Here is a 14868-nt window from a genome sequence, read left to right on the forward strand (position 1 = left end):
CTCCTTTTGCGTTAGTCCTCTCAAAAATTAAGCCCTTCTCGGGCAAAATCCAGGGCTTTTTTCATCTCTTCCGGGGAATCCTTGCGATGGTAATGACAGGCATTGCAGGAATTGGGCTGCTTTTCAAAGCTTCCGATACGCAGGGTCCAATCCGGCAAGATCACCCGAAAGTGGTGGCTGTGTACGTCCCGGCGGAGCCCCCGACGCCCCACCAGAGGCATATGGCAGCCCACACAGTTATTCACGCTGTGAATCCCGTGGACCCCCTTGTTCTTGACCACGTGGCAGTTTCGACACAAGAGATTGGCCGGAAGTTTGGTCTGGAAGCGATTGGCCCTTCCCCGGGCATGGACCTCATGACAGTCCCAGCACATAACCCCCCCTCGGGCATGACCGCTCCTCAACCAATCATAGTATTGCTGATAGTGGACCTTGGAACTTCCGTCAGGATAGAGGACAGGTTTAAACTGATAATAAAACTCGAAACTCGTTCCCGGACGAAAACCGTAGGGAAAACGGAAGCGTCCATCCACGGTTTCTCCTCGGCTGTGACAGGCCCCACAGACCATGGAGGCCAGACGGGCATTGGGGATCCGGGCCGGATTAATGATGGTCTCGGTCTTTTTCTCCGGTGGGGCCGCGATATGGGCCTCCCCCGGACCGTGGCAGGCCTCACAACCCACCCCTAATTCTTCATAAGAGGTCACCAGTTGTTGGCCCTCCTTTTTCACCCGAAAACCGGTTACGTGGCAGCCCATACACTTGTACTGGTAAATCGTCTTCGGCCAGTAATTATTTCTTTCCCATTGGCCATCCTCCACCAACCAGCTCAAGGGCAGAATATGGATCTCTCCGTTGGGAAAGGTGGTAAGATAGAGCTCCTTCCAGATACCCCCCATCACATAATCCACGGAAAAACGCCTGGTTCCTTTATTATCGGTATTATCGGAAATCTCCAGCCAGAGTCTCTGGCCTTTTTGGATCAAGGTGAAGGCCTTTTTTCCGAACCGAAGGGTCCCCTTCCAGAAGGAGTGGATCTTTTGTGGAGAGGCCTTACGTAGCATGTAGGGATGGAGAGTGGAACGCCAGCCGTCATACACCCGGGGATGACACCTCTGGCAGGCCCGGGAGCCCACATAACCCCAGAGCGTAAAGGGTAGGAAGAGGCTCAGAAAAAAAATTCCCAGAAACTTAGACATCAAGCTCCCGGTATTCCAGGGCGTGGGTCTGGATGAATTCCCGTCGGGGCTCCACCTTATCCCCCATGAGGGTGGTAAAGAGTTCGTCGGCCTCGGCCGCGTCCTGGACCTCCACCCGCAGGAGGATTCTCCTTTCGGGATCCATGGTGGTCTCCCAGAGTTGTTGGGGATTCATCTCCCCCAGGCCCTTGTAGCGCTGAATGAAAAGCCCCTTGCGTCCGGCCTCCCTCACCCGGGAAAGGATCTCCGAAAGCCCGGAAAGGAGGTCGACAAAATGGAGTTTTTCCTCTCCTATTAGAAGTTCCACTTCCTTTCCGAGGAAAGGCTCAATTCTTTCGTAATGGCGTCGCACCTCCCGGAACTCCCTTCTTATAGGGATGGCCGGACCCACAGTGTAGGAGAGATAACCCTCCTTTTTAGAGGTCACTTCGAACTCAAAGGCCTGGGGACGCTCCTCGCTGGGCTTAATTCGACCCACGGCATAGCCCCGCTTTCGAAATCTTTCCGCAAGCTCCGTCACCCGTCCTTCGTCATCGAAATGATCCGCTCGGGTAAAACCTTCGGCCAGGAGAATGAGGACCGCCTCCGGAGGAAAACCCCGGCGCCGGAGCTCCGAGAGGGCCCGCTCTAAAGCAGCCAGGATCTCCAGGACCTCCCGGGTGCGCTCGCCAGAAAACTCCTCTCCCGCCAGTCTCATTCTCACTCCTTTGAGGGCCCTTTCAAAGAGGTAGGCGTCGAGAGCCGCCTCGTCCTTGAGATAGACATCCTTCCCCTTTTCGTTCACCCGAAAAAGTGGGGGTTGAGCGATGTAGAGCCAGCCCCGCTCAATGAGCTCGGTCATCTGCCGATAAAAGAAGGTCAGGAGCAGGGTGCGAATGTGGGCCCCGTCTACATCGGCATCAGTCATGATGATGATCCGGTGAAATCGGGCCTTTTCTGGATCAAAATCCGGGCCAATCCCTGCTCCCAGCGAGGCCACGATCTGTTTAATTTCCTCCGAGGAAAGGACCTTGTCCACCCGGGCCTTTTCCACATTAAGGATCTTTCCCCGCAGGGGAAGGATGGCCTGGAACCGTCGATCCCGGGCCTGCTTGGCCGAGCCCCCGGCGGAGTCCCCCTCCACGATAAAGAGTTCCCGCTTTTCCGGATCCTTTTCCTGACATTCAGCCAACTTGCCCGCGGTGAGAAGCTCCAGGGCTTCTCCCTTCTTGCGGGCGATCTCCCGGGCCTTGCGGGCCGCCTCCCGAGCCCGGGCCGCCTGCACCACCCGGGCGGCAATCTTGCGGGCCTCGGCCGGATTCTCCTCAAAAAAGCGCATCAGTCCCTCAAAGACCAGGCTCTCCACCAGGGGTTTAATGTCGCTGTTTCCCAGTTTCATCTTAGTCTGGCCCTCGAATTGCGGTTCCGGCATGCGCAGGGAAAGGACTGCACAAAGACCCTCCCGCACGTCCTCTCCCTCCACCTTTACCCGCAGGGCCTTGGGAAGGCCTTCGGCCGAGGAGAGATAGCGATTAAGGGCCCGCGTGAGGGCGGTCCGGAAGCCCACTACATGAGTGCCTCCCTCCCGGGTATGGATATTGTTCACGTAAGCGTAAAGGGTCTCGGTATAGCCGGTATGATATTGAAGGGCCACCTCCACCTGCACCAGGTCTTTTTCCCCGGAGATATAGATGACCTTGCGATGGACCGGTTCGCGTTTCCGGTTGAGATACTTCACAAATTCGACGATCCCCCCCTTAAAATGAAACTTCTCTTCGGCCCCGGTGCGCTCGTCCCGTAAATAGAACTTTACCTGAGGATTAAGGAAGGCCAGCTCCCGTAACCGATGCCGGACCACCTCGTAGTCAAATTCCTGTTCCCCGAAGATCTGCGGATCGGGTTTAAAGGTTACCCGAGTGCCGGTGCGGTTAGCCGGAGCCACCCTCTCCACCGGACCCTCAGGAATCCCGCGACGGTAACGCTGCCGATAAAGCCATCCCTCCCGCATAACCTCGGCTACCAGCCACTCCGAAAGGGCGTTCACCACCGAGACCCCTACTCCGTGAAGCCCTCCGGAGACCTTATAGGCCGCCTTTTCGAATTTTCCCCCGGCATGCAACCGGGTCATGACCACCTCTAAGGCTGAAACCCCCTCCTGCGGATGGATATCCACCGGAATGCCCCGGCCGTTGTCCTCTACCGTGGCCGAACCGTCGGCATTAAGGGTGACCCGAATTTCCGTACAATAACCGGCCAGAGCCTCATCCACCGCATTGTCCAGAACCTCCCAGAGGAGATGATGAAACCCCTCAGGGCCGGTAGACCCGATATACATGGCCGGCCGCACCCGGACTCCTTCGAGTCCGGAAAGGACGCGAATGGCCTCCGCTCCGTATTCCTGCGCCACTGCCGCCTGGGACATGGCTGGGTCTCCTAAAGGGCCATAGGCATAATCAGAGCCAGATAGCCCTCATCCTCCGGTCCGGTCACCCGACAGGGGGTGCGCTCTGAACCGATATCGAATTCTACCTCCGCGGAATCCATGACCTGAAGGGCATCAAGGATATAACGGGCATTGAAGTTGATCCCGAAGGGCTCGCCCTCGTAAGCCACAGGTACCCGCTCCCGGGCCTCCCCCAATTCTCCTCCGCTTCCGATGAGAAGTACTTCCCCCGGGGAAAACTCAAAGCGCACCACCCGGTAGCGCTCCGAAGAAAGGAGACTCACCCTCTTCAGGGCCTCCACCAGGCGTTGCCGATCGAAAAGGATCCGGCGACCACCTTCTACGGGAATGACCGCCCGATAGTCGGGAAACTGACCTTCGATAAGTCGGGCCAGAAGCACTCCCTGGGAGGAGGAGGCTACCAGGTGATTTTCTCGCACTCCCAGACGAATAAGGACCTCCTCGGCGGCCATGCGCTTGAGTTCCTGGGCGGCCTTCCGAGGCACAATCACCCCTTCACCCAAGGAAAGGGCCTCCACCCCCGGAACTTCCCGATCCACCAGGGCCAGCCGGTGACCGTCCGTGGCCACCAGTCGGAATTTGTCCTCCTCCCAGGTGAAAAAGACCCCGGAGAGGGCGTAGCGGGCCTCCTCGGTGGCCGCAGCATAAAGGGTTCGCTCCAGCATGTCCTCCAGGATCTCCCCCGAGATCTCCACCACCGTTTCCTCGACAATCTCCGGAAGACTGGGAAAGTCCTCGGCGGGAAAGAGACTCAAATTGTAAGTAATCTCTCCTTCCAGATCCCGGATCAGTACGGTCTCTCCGTCTTCCTTTTCCAGGATGACCGTCTCCCCGGGCAAATTCTTTACGATCTCGTAAAGCTTACGGGCCGGAAGACAGAAGGCCTCCTCGCCCTCCACTTCGGCCTCCACCCTACCCCGAAAGCCGATCTCCAGATCCGTAGCCGAAAGGCGCAAGCCCCCTCCTTCGGCTTCCACCAGTACCGTAGAAAGTACGGCCATGGAACTTTTTTTGTCCGCTACCGCCTGAACCCGATTGAGGACCTTAAGGAATCTTTCTTTTTCTACCAGGGCCTTAAACATCTTTAGGCTCCTAAGAAAAGATTTTTAGAAACAACCGAGGTCTTAAAGTTTGAATTCCTTTTAACTAGTCCTTTAAGCGCAAAATTTTTTACTTTACCCCTTCTAAAAAATCTGTTGAATGTTGGGTGGAAAGGGGTCTTTTTCTTTTTCAACACCCCTTTCCACGGATTTTTTTCTGGGGAATTCCAAAGGACCACGCCTGGGATTATACTACAGGCAAATGCGCATGGGAAGGCGAAGGAGCTACCTAGAGGAGCTTAATCCGGCCCAACTGGAGGCGGTGCGCACCCTTTTTGGGCCGGTTCTGGTAATTGCCGGGGCGGGCTCGGGCAAGACCCGGACCCTGGTCTATCGGGTGGCCCGGCTGGTGGAGGAGGGAGTGCCTCCGGAGCGGATCCTTCTTCTCACCTTCACCCGCAAGGCCGCCCGGGAGATGCTCCGTCGGGCCTCTCTTCTTCTGGGAAGATCCTGTGAAAGGGTGTCCGGGGGCACCTTTCATTCCCTTTCCCATCAAATGCTTCGGGAATACGGAAGGCTTATCGGCTTTTCTCCCAACTTTACCGTGCTGGATCGGGGAGATGCCGAAGACGCCATCAATCTCCTGCGCTCCTCCCTGGGACTTTCCGAAAAGGGAAGGCGCTTTCCCAAAAAGGACACCCTGGCCGCCCTTTTCAGTAAGGCCGTAAATCAGGGCAGAACCCTGGCCAAGATTCTGGAAAGGGAATACCCCCACTTTTTTGAATATCTTCCGGAGATCGAGCGCCTCTTTCTGGAATACCAGCGTTACAAACGGGAACATCAGCTCATGGACTACGACGATCTCCTGCTCCACTGGCATCGGGTGCTCTTGGAACATTCGGAGGTGCGGGCCGAGATCTCTCGGCGTTTCGAATTTATCATGGTGGACGAATACCAGGACACCAACTGGCTCCAGGCCGAGATCGTGCGGCTTATGGCCGAGGGGCATGGGAATGTGATGGTGGTGGGAGACGATTCCCAGAGTATCTATGCCTTTCGAGGGGCCAATTTCCGAAACATCCTGGAGTTTCCCCGCCTCTTTCCCGGGACCCGGATCATCAAGCTCGAGGAAAACTACCGGAGCACCCAGCCCATACTGGATCTGGCCAACGCGGTTATTGAAAGGGCTCGGGAAAAGTACACCAAGTGTCTTTTTACCCGGCGTCCCGGGGGCCAAAAGCCTATCCGATACCGGGCCCGGGACGAATCAGACCAGAGCCGCTTCGTGGCGGAAAGGATCCTGGAACTGCGGGAGGAAGGGGTTCCCCTTTCGGAAATAGCGGTTCTCTTTCGGGCGGCCTTTCATTCCTTTGATCTGGAGTTAGAGTTGGCCCGCCAGGACCTCCCCTTTGTGAAATACGGAGGCCTCAAGCTCATCGAGGCCGCCCACATCAAGGACGTGGTGGCCCATCTGAAGATCCTTCTCAATCCCTTTGATTTTCTCTCCTGGCACCGGGTGCTTTTACTTCTTGAGGGCGTGGGGCCGCGCACGGCCGAAAAGATTATCACCCATCTGCGGGCTTCTTCGGATCCCCTGCGGGCCTTGAGCAGCGTTCCTGCCAGGCCTTCCTATGAGAAGGGCCTTCGGCGCCTAACTCAGACCCTGGAAGCCCTGCGTCGGATCTCCTCCGTGGAGGAACGTCTAGAGGAGCTTATAGAGTACTACCGGCCCCTCCTGGAGCGGATCTACCACGACGATTATCCCAAAAGGGAGCGGGATCTCGAAAGCCTCCTTTCCTTGGCCCATCGCTATCAGGATCTTTCGGAATTTCTGGCGGATCTGGCCCTGGAGCCTCCGGAGTCGGCGGTGGCCGATCTCGAGCCGGAGACCGAAAAGGAAGACCATATAGTTCTTTCCACCATCCATTCGGCAAAAGGACTGGAGTGGCACACGGTCTTTGTGATCTCCCTTTGCGAGGGGCGATTTCCCTCGGCCTACGCGGTAGCCAGTGAGGAAGAGCTGGAAGAAGAGCGGCGGCTCTTTTATGTGGCGGTGACCCGGGCCCGGGAAGGGCTTTATCTCTGTCATCCGGTTACGGGATATCTTCCGGGAGAGGGGCGGGTCATCCTGAAACCCTCCCGATTTCTCGAGGAATTACCCTCGGAACTCTGGGAGGAGTGGCGGGAGATCCCGGCCGAGGAGGCCCGGGAGGAAGCTGCTTCCGCCGGCTTTCGCCCGGGGGACCTGGTCTGGCATCCCCAGTTCGGGGAGGGAGAGGTGCGGGAGGTGCTTCCGGCGGAAAAGATCCGGATCTATTTTCTGGGCCACGGGGAAAAGACCCTGCACCTCAAATTCGCCCGTCTAGAGCGCCTTTGAAGATGAAGGAGATCCTCCGGGCCCAAAATCTACGTTATCGTTATCCCGACGGCCGGGAGGCCCTGCGGGGGGTGGATCTTTCGGTGGCGGAGGGAGAAAGGCTGGTTCTTATCGGGCCTAACGGGGCGGGAAAATCTACTCTTCTTCTGGCCCTGGCCGGGCTTTTGGAGGTAGAAGGAGAGGTCCTTTACCGGGGAGAGCCCCTGCGGGGGCTGCGAGATCCCAGGAGGCTGGAGCTCGGGATCCTCTTCCAGGATCCGGACGATCAGCTCTTCTGTCTTACCGTCTATGAGGACGTGGCCTTCGGGCCGCGGCAGATGGGTCTTCCGGAGGAAGAGGTGCGCCGGCGGGTGACCGAGGCCCTAGCCCGGGTAGGTCTTTCCGGTTTTGAGGAGCGCAGTCCCCATCACTTAAGTTTTGGAGAGAGGCGCCGGGCGGCCTTGGCCACGGTGCTTTCCATGGGGCCCCGGGTGCTCCTTCTGGACGAGCCCACCAGTAACCTGGACCCCCGGGCCCGCAAGGAACTGATGACCCTCCTTGGTCAGATACCCACCACCCAAGTCATTGCCACCCATGACCTGGAATTGGCCTACTGGGTAGCCCACCGGGTGGGGCTGGTCTTTAGAGGTCGAGTAGTGCATCTCGGCTCTCCGGAAGAGGTCCTTTTTGATGAGGAACTCCTGGTCAGAAACGGCCTGGAGTTGCCGCTTTTTGTTAGCTCCCTAAGAGGGAAAGACCATGGCGGAAAAAATAAAGATTCCCGCCTATCTGCGCGAGACTTTTTATAAAAAGAATCTCCAGATTGATTCTCTGAAAAGACTTCCTTCGGAGGTTCGGGAAAATGTGATCTCAGGTAAAAGACCTCTTTTGGTCTTTCACGGAGGCCAGGCCTATCCCGCTCGGATAACCAAGGAAGAAGGAAATCAGGTGCTCCTGGAATTTCTTGAAAAGATGCCAGAGATAAAGGTGCACGAAAATCTGGTAGGGGTAATTGCTACTCCTAAGGAGCGCTACGTCTTTCAAGGTCCGGTCCAAGTGGTAAAAGACCGGCTGGTGGGCTTGTGCCTTATACCTCCCCGGATAGAAGAGCGGTTTGAGGTCCGTAGCGAAAAGATGGTTTTTCTTACGCCCGTTCCTCTAGGTACTTTTGAATCGTTACTGGCGGGAAAGTTTTTCCTGCTTCGGGATACCAATCTTTCCCGAGAGATCCAGGAGAGAGAAGAAATAGTAAGGGGCTATGTGTACGATTTGATCTTAGATGAGACCGAAAATGTGGAAGAGACCTTTGAGAAGACCCTTAAGGCCCCGGGGATGGGTTTTATCCTCAAGGATATTTCTGCCGGAGGGGCGGGGACTTATGCCCGAAAGATCCTTTCCCTGGAAGAACCACTGCCTATTTATCTGCGAGGGGGATTTGAAGGAAACGCAAAGGCCTTCAGCTTTGGTCTCTTGGGAATAGCTCGCAACATAGCGGTGCGGGAGGGGAAGACCTGGGTGCATCTCATGTGGGTAAAAAGACTCTCTCCAGAGATTATGAACTTTATCCGGGAGACACTCGGCGCTTGACCTCTTCCCAGCCCAAGCGCTCGATGATGGCCCCCAGGCGTTCTCCCCGTTGATTCTCCTCTCGGTAAAGCTCAAGGGTCTTTTCTAAGAGACGGAGGACGCCCTTTTCATCGGTAAAGGGAGCGATTTCGGTGGCCAGACGCGGTCGGCGCCCCAGCTTTCCTCCGAGAAGAACCCTCCAGCCTCGACCGGCCTCGGAGAGGGCCCCGGTGGGACAGATCCGAGTACAGGCCCCGCAGGCCACACAGCGGGTCTCGTCCACCACCGGTCCGGCTTCGGTAAGCTGCAGGGCCTCCTCCTCACAGACCTCCAGACAGGATTCACAACGATTGCAGAGTCCGGGCTCCACCGCCAGGAGGATCCTTCCGTGGACGGCAAAATCCGCAATATGGATGCGGGAACAGGCGTTGGGACATTCGGAAAGGGCTACCCGGAACTGATGATGGTGTTTGAGGGGACCTCCCACCTTTTTCTTGAGGAAGGCCGTAAGGTCGGCTCGGCGGAGGAGGTCCTCCAGGGCCTCGAGAAGCCTGCGGGAGTCGGTGAGGGCATTTTCGCAGCCGGAGCCTCCGAAACAGGCTTCAAGCGACCAACCCTCTCGGGCCTCGGAGGTTCGTCCCCGCAAGGCCTCCTTGGCCGCCAGGAAGTCGGCCTCGGTGACCACGGTCTTCCCCTTTTCCGCCAGCCAGCGTTCTACCTCCTTTTTGACCCGACCCCTTACGAAAAAGGGCACCCGCTTGAGCCAGGCCTCGGCCTCGGGCGTCCATTGCATTTTCCTCCCCCTTGTCTAAAATACTTTTATGTTTACGCGGTCTCAGCGTGAAAAACTTCCCCAACTATTTTTGGATTTAGCCAAGCTCACCTTTGCCGGTCTAGTGAGCGGGGGTTTCTTACAAAAGACCGCCCCGCAAGCGATGTTTGCGGGCTTTCTTGGCGCGACCCTATTCGTCATCACCGGGATTCACTTTGCCAAGGAGGAAAATTGATGGATCCCCTCCTTCTTCTCTTTCTCCTTTCTTCGGCCGGGGCCCTTCTCCTTTTGCTCCTGGATTATTTTTCCTCCCGGCGGGCCTCCTCCCGAACGGCCTAAAGTCGCTCTTCGCGTACTATTTCACCTCGGGGACTTATGACCTTTACCTCGAGGGGAATATCGCTTCCGGCCCTCCGCCGGGCCTCCTCCAGGATCACCGCCAGGCCCCGACAACAGGGGACCTCCATGATGGCCAGGGTCACACTCCGGGGCTGGGCCACCCGTAGGACCTCGGCCAGCCGGGCCACATACTCCTCTGCCGGGTCAAATTTGGGACAGCCGATCAGGATCTTCTTTCCCGGGAGGAGCCGGAGGTGAAGCTCCGGATAGGCCACCGGTACACAGTCTGCGGCGACCAGAAGATCGGCCTCGCGCAGAAAGGGCGCCGTGGGGGGCACCAGCCGGATCTGTACCGGCCACTGGGAAAGGGCCGAGGGGATCTCTCCTTTGGCCGGCGCAGGCCCTTCGGGGGTAAATTCCCGCACTTGGCTTCCCGGGCAACCGCAGGCCAGGGGACTTTCGGCCTCAGCCCGCAGACGGGCCAGGTGCTCTTCCACCGCGTGATGATCAAAGGCCTCGGCCTCGCGTTCCACAATCCGGAGGGCCCCTCGGGGGCACTCCCCGATGCAAGCCCCGAGTCCGTCACAGAGCTTTTCCGAGACCAAGCGGGCCTTACCGTTCACGATCTGGATGGCTCCCTCTTCACAGGCGGTCACGCACTGACCGCAGCCGTCACAGAGTTCTTCGTCGATTTCAATAATTTTACGCATTATCTTGGCCATGGGTCTCCTCCTTTAAAAAATCTTCGGGTCGGGGGTTTTCTGGAATCCCGGCCAGAAACCTTCGGAGCTCCTCCTTAAGGACCTCCGGGACATTGGCCTTCTCCAGGGCGGTGGCCCGTTCCTCTTCGGAAAGGTGAAAGAGATAGGCGGCCATAAGGGCCAGCCCCGGGGACTCCTTTTCCACCCGCAACAGGGCCTCCACCTGCTGGACCAGGGAAAGGATCTTTTCCAGCCGTTCAAAGTCTGGACCGAGAATCCCTTTCAGGGCCAACCCCAGCCGCTCCTTGAGCAACTCTCCCCGCTGGGCCAGAAGTTCCGGGGGAAGGCTTCCCAGACACTGTTCGGCATACTTGCAGTAGGCCGCGCAACTGAAGTCCATACGAGGATTGGGTACCCGCCGGCCGCAACCCGGACAGGTGCGGGCGGTATCGTCCTTAAAAAATTCGATCTCCGTCCCGCAGAAGGGACAGGCCTCCTCGAAGATGGCGTCTTCTTTCCAGTAGCGGGTGTCCTGTCCGGGGCAGCGCATTTTTAACCTCCTTAATCCAATTTAAGACTTTTTGGGGAAGGGGCCTTGATCTGGATCAAGCCCCGGGATTAATTTTGAATTGATGGTCTCCAGAGTGCTGCTTCATCTCTGTTGCGGGCCCTGTACCCTCTATCCCCTTAAGGTCCTGCGGGAGGAAGGGTTGGAGCCGGTAGGTTTTTTTTACAATCCGAATATTCATCCCTATCGGGAGTTTCGCAAGCGCATGGCCGCCCTGAGGGAGGTCTCTCAGGTGCGGGACCTAGAGGTGATCTGGCACCGGCACTATGGCCTGCGGGATTTCCTGCGGGAGGTGGTCTTTCGGGAAGAGGATCGCTGTGAAGTCTGTTACTGGTTGCGTCTTAGGGAAACCGCCCGTCTGGCCCGGGAGGGAGGCTTTGAGGTCTTTACCACCACCCTCCTTTACAGTCCCTTTCAAAAGCACGAACTCCTGCGGGAGATAGGAGAGGCCCTAGCCCGGCGCTTCGGGCTCACCTTTCTTTATCGGGACTTTCGGGAGGGTTGGCGGAAGGGGCAGGAAGAGGCCCGCCAGCTCGGGATCTACCGCCAGGCCTACTGCGGATGTATCTTTAGTGAGCAAGAACGTTATGACAAGAAGTGGCGCCGGAGGAGGGCATGAATCCCCTAGCCGAATTGGGAAAAAGCCTGATCCTTTTCGGGGTGCTTCTGATAGTGGTAGGGATGGTGACCCTGCTCCTTCCCAAGCTTTCGCAGCTTCCTCGTCTCCCCGGAGACATCCTCATTCGCCGGGGAAACTTCACCTTCTATTTCCCTTTGGCCACCTGTCTTCTTTTGAGCCTTCTTTTGACTTTGATTTTTAATCTCCTGCGACGTTAGGCCTTGAGTTCCGGGGGCTTGAGGTAACGGGTCTCGGGGATGAGCTGGGGCTCTCCGCAGTAAAATCCCTGGGCGTAGGGGACTCCGAACTTGCGCACTTCCCGCAGGACCCGTTCTTCTTCTACCTGTTCGGCCACCAGTCGAAAGTCCCTTTGCCGGGCGCAGCGAGAAAGAAAACCCAGGACCAGCCGGTCGAATTCGTTGGTGAGAAGTCCCCGCACGAAGCGGCCATCCACCTTGACGAAATCCCAGGGGATATCCCGTAAGAGGAAGAGGTTAGAGGTCTCCACCCCGAAATCGTCAAGGCTCAAAAGATAGCCCTCGGCCTTGAGGAGGGAGAGCTTCTGGGCCAGGACCAGCGGGGAAAAGCCGCTTTTGCGCTCGTTGATCTCCAGAATGAGGTCTTCGGGGAAGACCTTGAGGTCCTTTACCCAGGCGGAAAGGTCCCGGGCAAGGTTCTGATAGACATATTCCTGACTGAGGTTTATGGCCAGTTTGCCAAGCTCCGGGCTTTCCCGCAGGAGCACCAGGGCCTTGTAAAGGATCTGTCGATCCAGCTCTTCAAAAAGGCCGAGGTCTTCCACCGAAAGCATAAAAGCCCCGGCCGAAAGGGTCCTTTCATCCTCGGAGATATAGCGGGCCAGGACTTCATAGAAGACCGTCTGGCCGCTTTCGGTATTGATTACCGGTTGGAGGGCCAGGACCAGTTCTCCGCGGGTGATGGCGTTGAAAAGTTCCCGCTCCAGGGACTTTTTTTCCGGGGACTCCCCTCCCAGAAGAATGAGAGGCTCTGGAGAGAGACGGGCCTGGGGGAGAAGTTTTAAGGCCTCGTTGAGAAGCTCCGAGGGCTGGTGTCCTCCGCAGACCACCCGGGTGACCACCGCGGCCTTGATGGGGAAGGAGAGTTCTTGGTCCTGATAGGAGAGTTGATTCAAGAAACGATAAAGGCGCTGGGCCACGGCGGCCCCTTCGCTGCTCTTTTTGACCGCGGCCGTAATCCAGAAGAGGCCCCGGCCGGTGGTCCCCAGAAGGTCGTAGGCCCGCTGCTGGCGCTTGATATTTTCGGCCACAAAGGCCAGGACCTTCTGGACCCCGTAAAGTCCGTGTATGTTTTGCAGAGGCTCGAGATTTTGGATTTCCACCAGGCACAGGGCGAGAAAGCTTCCCTCGCGAAGGCAACGGGCCATTTCGGCCGAAAGGGCGCGGAGGAAGCCCCGTTCGTTCAAAAAACCCGTAACCGGATCGATGAGCAAAAGCTCTTGGGCCCGGGCCAGCTCCTCCTCACACTCCAGGAGGCGTTTTTTTAGAAAGGCGGTTTCGGAGGACATCTTAAAGGAGTATATAACCCCGCAGGAGCCAGGTTAAAAGATGCGCATCAAGGAGATCCCCGAGGACTTTGTGGTCTATGAGGTGGCGGACATGCATCCCGAGGGCCGGGGTGAGTTTGCCCTTTACCGCTTGCGCAAAAAGGGGCTTACCACCTGGGATGTACTAGGAGAGGTGGCCCGCAGGCTCCGCCTTCGCCAGGACCTCTTGGGTTACGGAGGTCTCAAGGATCGACACGCCCTTTCTCACCAGTTTGTGACCATCCCCCACGGCCCCCGCCGGGATCTGCACGGAGAGGGCTGGCATCTTGAATACCTGGGACAGGTCACGGCCCCCATGAAAAAAAGCCGCCTTAAGGGCAATTTCTTTGAGATCACCGTGCGGGAGGTGGACCTTTCCGAAGAAGACCTTTGGCGAGAGGTGGAGGCGGTCCAAACCTACGGGGTCCCCAATTATTTTGACGAGCAGCGCTTCGGTTCCGTGCGCCACGGGCAGGGCTTTGCCGCCCGGGAGGCGGTGTTAGGGAACTTCGAGCGGGCCCTCTATCTCCTGCTGGTGGAGGGCTCCCAGTACGAATACCGAAGGACCGAGGCCTTCCGGGACTGCCTGCGCCAAAACTGGCCCCGGGTAGCCCCCTGCCTTTCTCTGGCCCCGAGTCCCTGGGAAAGAAGGCTTCTAGAGTTTCTTTCCTCCCATCGGCCAAGCAAGCGTACCTTCAAACGGGCCTTTGCCCTGGTGGATCGGGAATATCTCCTCATGTTGGCCCAGGCCTACCAGGCCTATCTCTGGAACGAGGTCCTGAAGGCCCTTCTCCAAAGGGAAGGTCTGGTCCATTTTCGGGTACCCTACCTTCTGGGGGAACTTTTCTTCTATGAAAGGCTTCCGGAGGAGGCCCTTTCCCGGCTGCGGGTCCTCAAGCTTCCCCTTCCGAGTCCCAAGCTCCGGGTCTCGGCCGAGCTTTCGACCCTTTACGAAGAGGTCCTGCGGCGGGAGGGGATCGAGGGGCTTTCCCGTCTGCGGACCCTGGTCAAGGGCCTGGTCTTTAAGACCTATCCCCGGGAGGCCCTGGTCTTCCCACAGGAACTCTCCTTCCGTCTTGCTCCGGACGAGCGGCACCCCGGGGCGCGGAAGGCCGTCTTTCGTTTCTTCCTGCCCCGGGGGGCCTACGCCACTTTGGTCTTAAAGCGCCTCTTTCGTCGGCCCCTTTAGGCCTCGCAGGAGACCTCCAGGGGAGCCCCGCACTGCATACAGAAGCGAGCCGTAAGGGGGTTTTCCACCCCGCATTCCGGGCAGGCCTGTTTGCGTTTGGGCCGGGCAGGCTTTTCCCGGGGCTTTCCTGAGGCCCGGGCCTCATAGTCCAGGATGGCCTCCTTCAGGGCCTTGGCCCCCAGGACGGAACAGTGCCACTTCTGCTTGGGAAGGCCGCCCAATTCCCGGGCGATGTCCTCGTTGCGCAGGGCCTTGGCCTCTTCCAAGGTCTTGCCTTTGGCCAGTTCGCTCACCACACTGGCCACAGCAATAGCCGCCACACAACCGAAGGTCTTGTATTTCACATCGGTGATCCGGCCGTCCTGGACCCTGATGTAGAAGGTCATCATGTCCCCGCAGGCGGGGTTTCCCACCTCGCCCACCCCGTCGGCGTCGGGAATCTCTCCCACGTTGCGGGGGTTGGCAAAGTGTTCCAGGACCTTTTCGGTGTATTTTTCGGTAAACATAGGACC

At 57.9% G+C, this 14868-nt stretch carries 15 protein-coding genes; 7 read left to right on the forward strand and 8 right to left on the reverse strand.

Annotated features, from left to right (window positions below; translation table 11 throughout):
• Positions 1-20 precede the first annotated feature (20 nt).
• Genes FVE67_RS05125 through dnaN form a run of 3 tightly spaced genes read right to left on the reverse strand, consistent with a single transcriptional unit; the run spans position 21 to position 4724 of the window.
• Positions 21-1199 (reverse strand): multiheme c-type cytochrome, encoded by a 1179-nt coding sequence (locus FVE67_RS05125; RefSeq protein WP_168719566.1) that lies wholly within the window; start codon positions 1197-1199, stop codon positions 21-23.
• A complete protein-coding gene (gyrB, locus tag FVE67_RS05130; protein WP_168719567.1) occupies positions 1192-3600 on the reverse strand; it encodes a DNA topoisomerase (ATP-hydrolyzing) subunit B in 2409 nt (802 codons plus the stop codon). The genes FVE67_RS05125 and gyrB overlap by 8 nt, the downstream gene beginning before the upstream one ends.
• 11 nt (positions 3601-3611) lie before the next feature.
• Positions 3612-4724: a DNA polymerase III subunit beta gene (dnaN, locus tag FVE67_RS05135; RefSeq protein WP_168719568.1), complete on the reverse strand. Its 1113-nt coding sequence runs from the start codon at positions 4722-4724 to the stop codon at positions 3612-3614.
• A 220-nt stretch (positions 4725-4944) separates the two neighbouring features.
• On the opposite strand from dnaN, the gene FVE67_RS05140 reads away from it, so the two are divergent.
• The 3 genes from FVE67_RS05140 to FVE67_RS05150 are packed head-to-tail and all read left to right on the forward strand — an operon-like array spanning position 4945 to position 8625.
• Positions 4945-7059: an ATP-dependent helicase gene (locus FVE67_RS05140; protein ID WP_246167842.1), complete on the forward strand. Its 2115-nt coding sequence runs from the start codon at positions 4945-4947 to the stop codon at positions 7057-7059.
• A gap of 2 nt (positions 7060-7061) precedes the next feature.
• Positions 7062-7847, forward strand: coding sequence for an energy-coupling factor ABC transporter ATP-binding protein (locus tag FVE67_RS05145; protein ID WP_168719569.1), 786 nt, complete (start codon positions 7062-7064; stop codon positions 7845-7847).
• Complete coding sequence (locus FVE67_RS05150) at positions 7798-8625, forward strand: hypothetical protein (protein ID WP_168719570.1); 828 nt, start codon at positions 7798-7800, stop codon at positions 8623-8625. The genes FVE67_RS05145 and FVE67_RS05150 overlap by 50 nt, the downstream gene beginning before the upstream one ends.
• On the opposite strand, the gene FVE67_RS05155 is transcribed toward FVE67_RS05150, so the two are convergent.
• Entirely contained in the window at positions 8600-9397 is a 798-nt protein-coding gene (locus FVE67_RS05155; protein WP_168719571.1) for a 4Fe-4S binding protein, read from the reverse strand. The two genes, FVE67_RS05150 and FVE67_RS05155, sit on opposite strands and share 26 nt — an antisense overlap.
• 28 nt (positions 9398-9425) lie before the next feature.
• Here FVE67_RS05155 and FVE67_RS05160 point away from each other — a divergent pair, with 28 nt between their 5' ends.
• Positions 9426-9611, forward strand: coding sequence for a hypothetical protein (locus FVE67_RS05160; RefSeq protein ID WP_168719572.1), 186 nt, complete (start codon positions 9426-9428; stop codon positions 9609-9611).
• Positions 9612-9711: 100 nt separating this feature from the next.
• Here FVE67_RS05160 and FVE67_RS05165 read toward each other — a convergent pair whose 3' ends face one another.
• Complete coding sequence (locus FVE67_RS05165) at positions 9712-10437, reverse strand: ATP-binding protein (RefSeq protein WP_168719573.1); 726 nt, start codon at positions 10435-10437, stop codon at positions 9712-9714.
• On the reverse strand, positions 10418-10966 hold the full coding sequence (locus FVE67_RS05170) for a phosphohydrolase (protein ID WP_168719574.1): 549 nt from the start codon (positions 10964-10966) through the stop codon (positions 10418-10420). Before FVE67_RS05170 ends, FVE67_RS05165 begins: the two co-directional genes overlap by 20 nt.
• 82 nt (positions 10967-11048) lie before the next feature.
• On the opposite strand from FVE67_RS05170, the gene FVE67_RS05175 reads away from it, so the two are divergent.
• Both FVE67_RS05175 and FVE67_RS05180 read left to right on the forward strand, forming a co-directional pair.
• Positions 11049-11603: an epoxyqueuosine reductase QueH gene (locus FVE67_RS05175; protein ID WP_168719575.1), complete on the forward strand. Its 555-nt coding sequence runs from the start codon at positions 11049-11051 to the stop codon at positions 11601-11603.
• Positions 11600-11821 carry a DUF2905 domain-containing protein gene (locus FVE67_RS05180; protein ID WP_168719576.1) on the forward strand — a complete coding sequence of 74 codons (222 nt, stop codon included), beginning with the start codon at positions 11600-11602 and terminating at the stop codon, positions 11819-11821. The genes FVE67_RS05175 and FVE67_RS05180 overlap by 4 nt, the downstream gene beginning before the upstream one ends.
• Here the strand turns inward: FVE67_RS05180 and FVE67_RS05185 are convergent.
• Positions 11818-13149: an EAL domain-containing protein gene (locus FVE67_RS05185; protein ID WP_168719577.1), complete on the reverse strand. Its 1332-nt coding sequence runs from the start codon at positions 13147-13149 to the stop codon at positions 11818-11820. The genes FVE67_RS05180 and FVE67_RS05185 overlap by 4 nt on opposite strands.
• A 40-nt stretch (positions 13150-13189) precedes the next feature.
• On the opposite strand from FVE67_RS05185, the gene truD reads away from it, so the two are divergent.
• Positions 13190-14356: a tRNA pseudouridine(13) synthase TruD gene (gene truD, locus FVE67_RS05190; RefSeq protein ID WP_168719578.1), complete on the forward strand. Its 1167-nt coding sequence runs from the start codon at positions 13190-13192 to the stop codon at positions 14354-14356.
• Here truD and FVE67_RS05195 read toward each other — a convergent pair.
• Positions 14353-14862, reverse strand: a complete 510-nt coding sequence (locus tag FVE67_RS05195; protein ID WP_168719579.1) for an iron-sulfur cluster assembly scaffold protein — start codon at positions 14860-14862, stop codon at positions 14353-14355. The two genes, truD and FVE67_RS05195, sit on opposite strands and share 4 nt — an antisense overlap.
• Positions 14863-14868: the final 6 nt, after the last annotated feature.

Origin of the sequence: Thermosulfurimonas marina (genome assembly GCF_012317585.1) — a bacterium.
GTDB classification, from domain to species: domain Bacteria; phylum Desulfobacterota; class Thermodesulfobacteria; order Thermodesulfobacteriales; family Thermodesulfobacteriaceae; genus Thermosulfurimonas_A; species Thermosulfurimonas_A marina.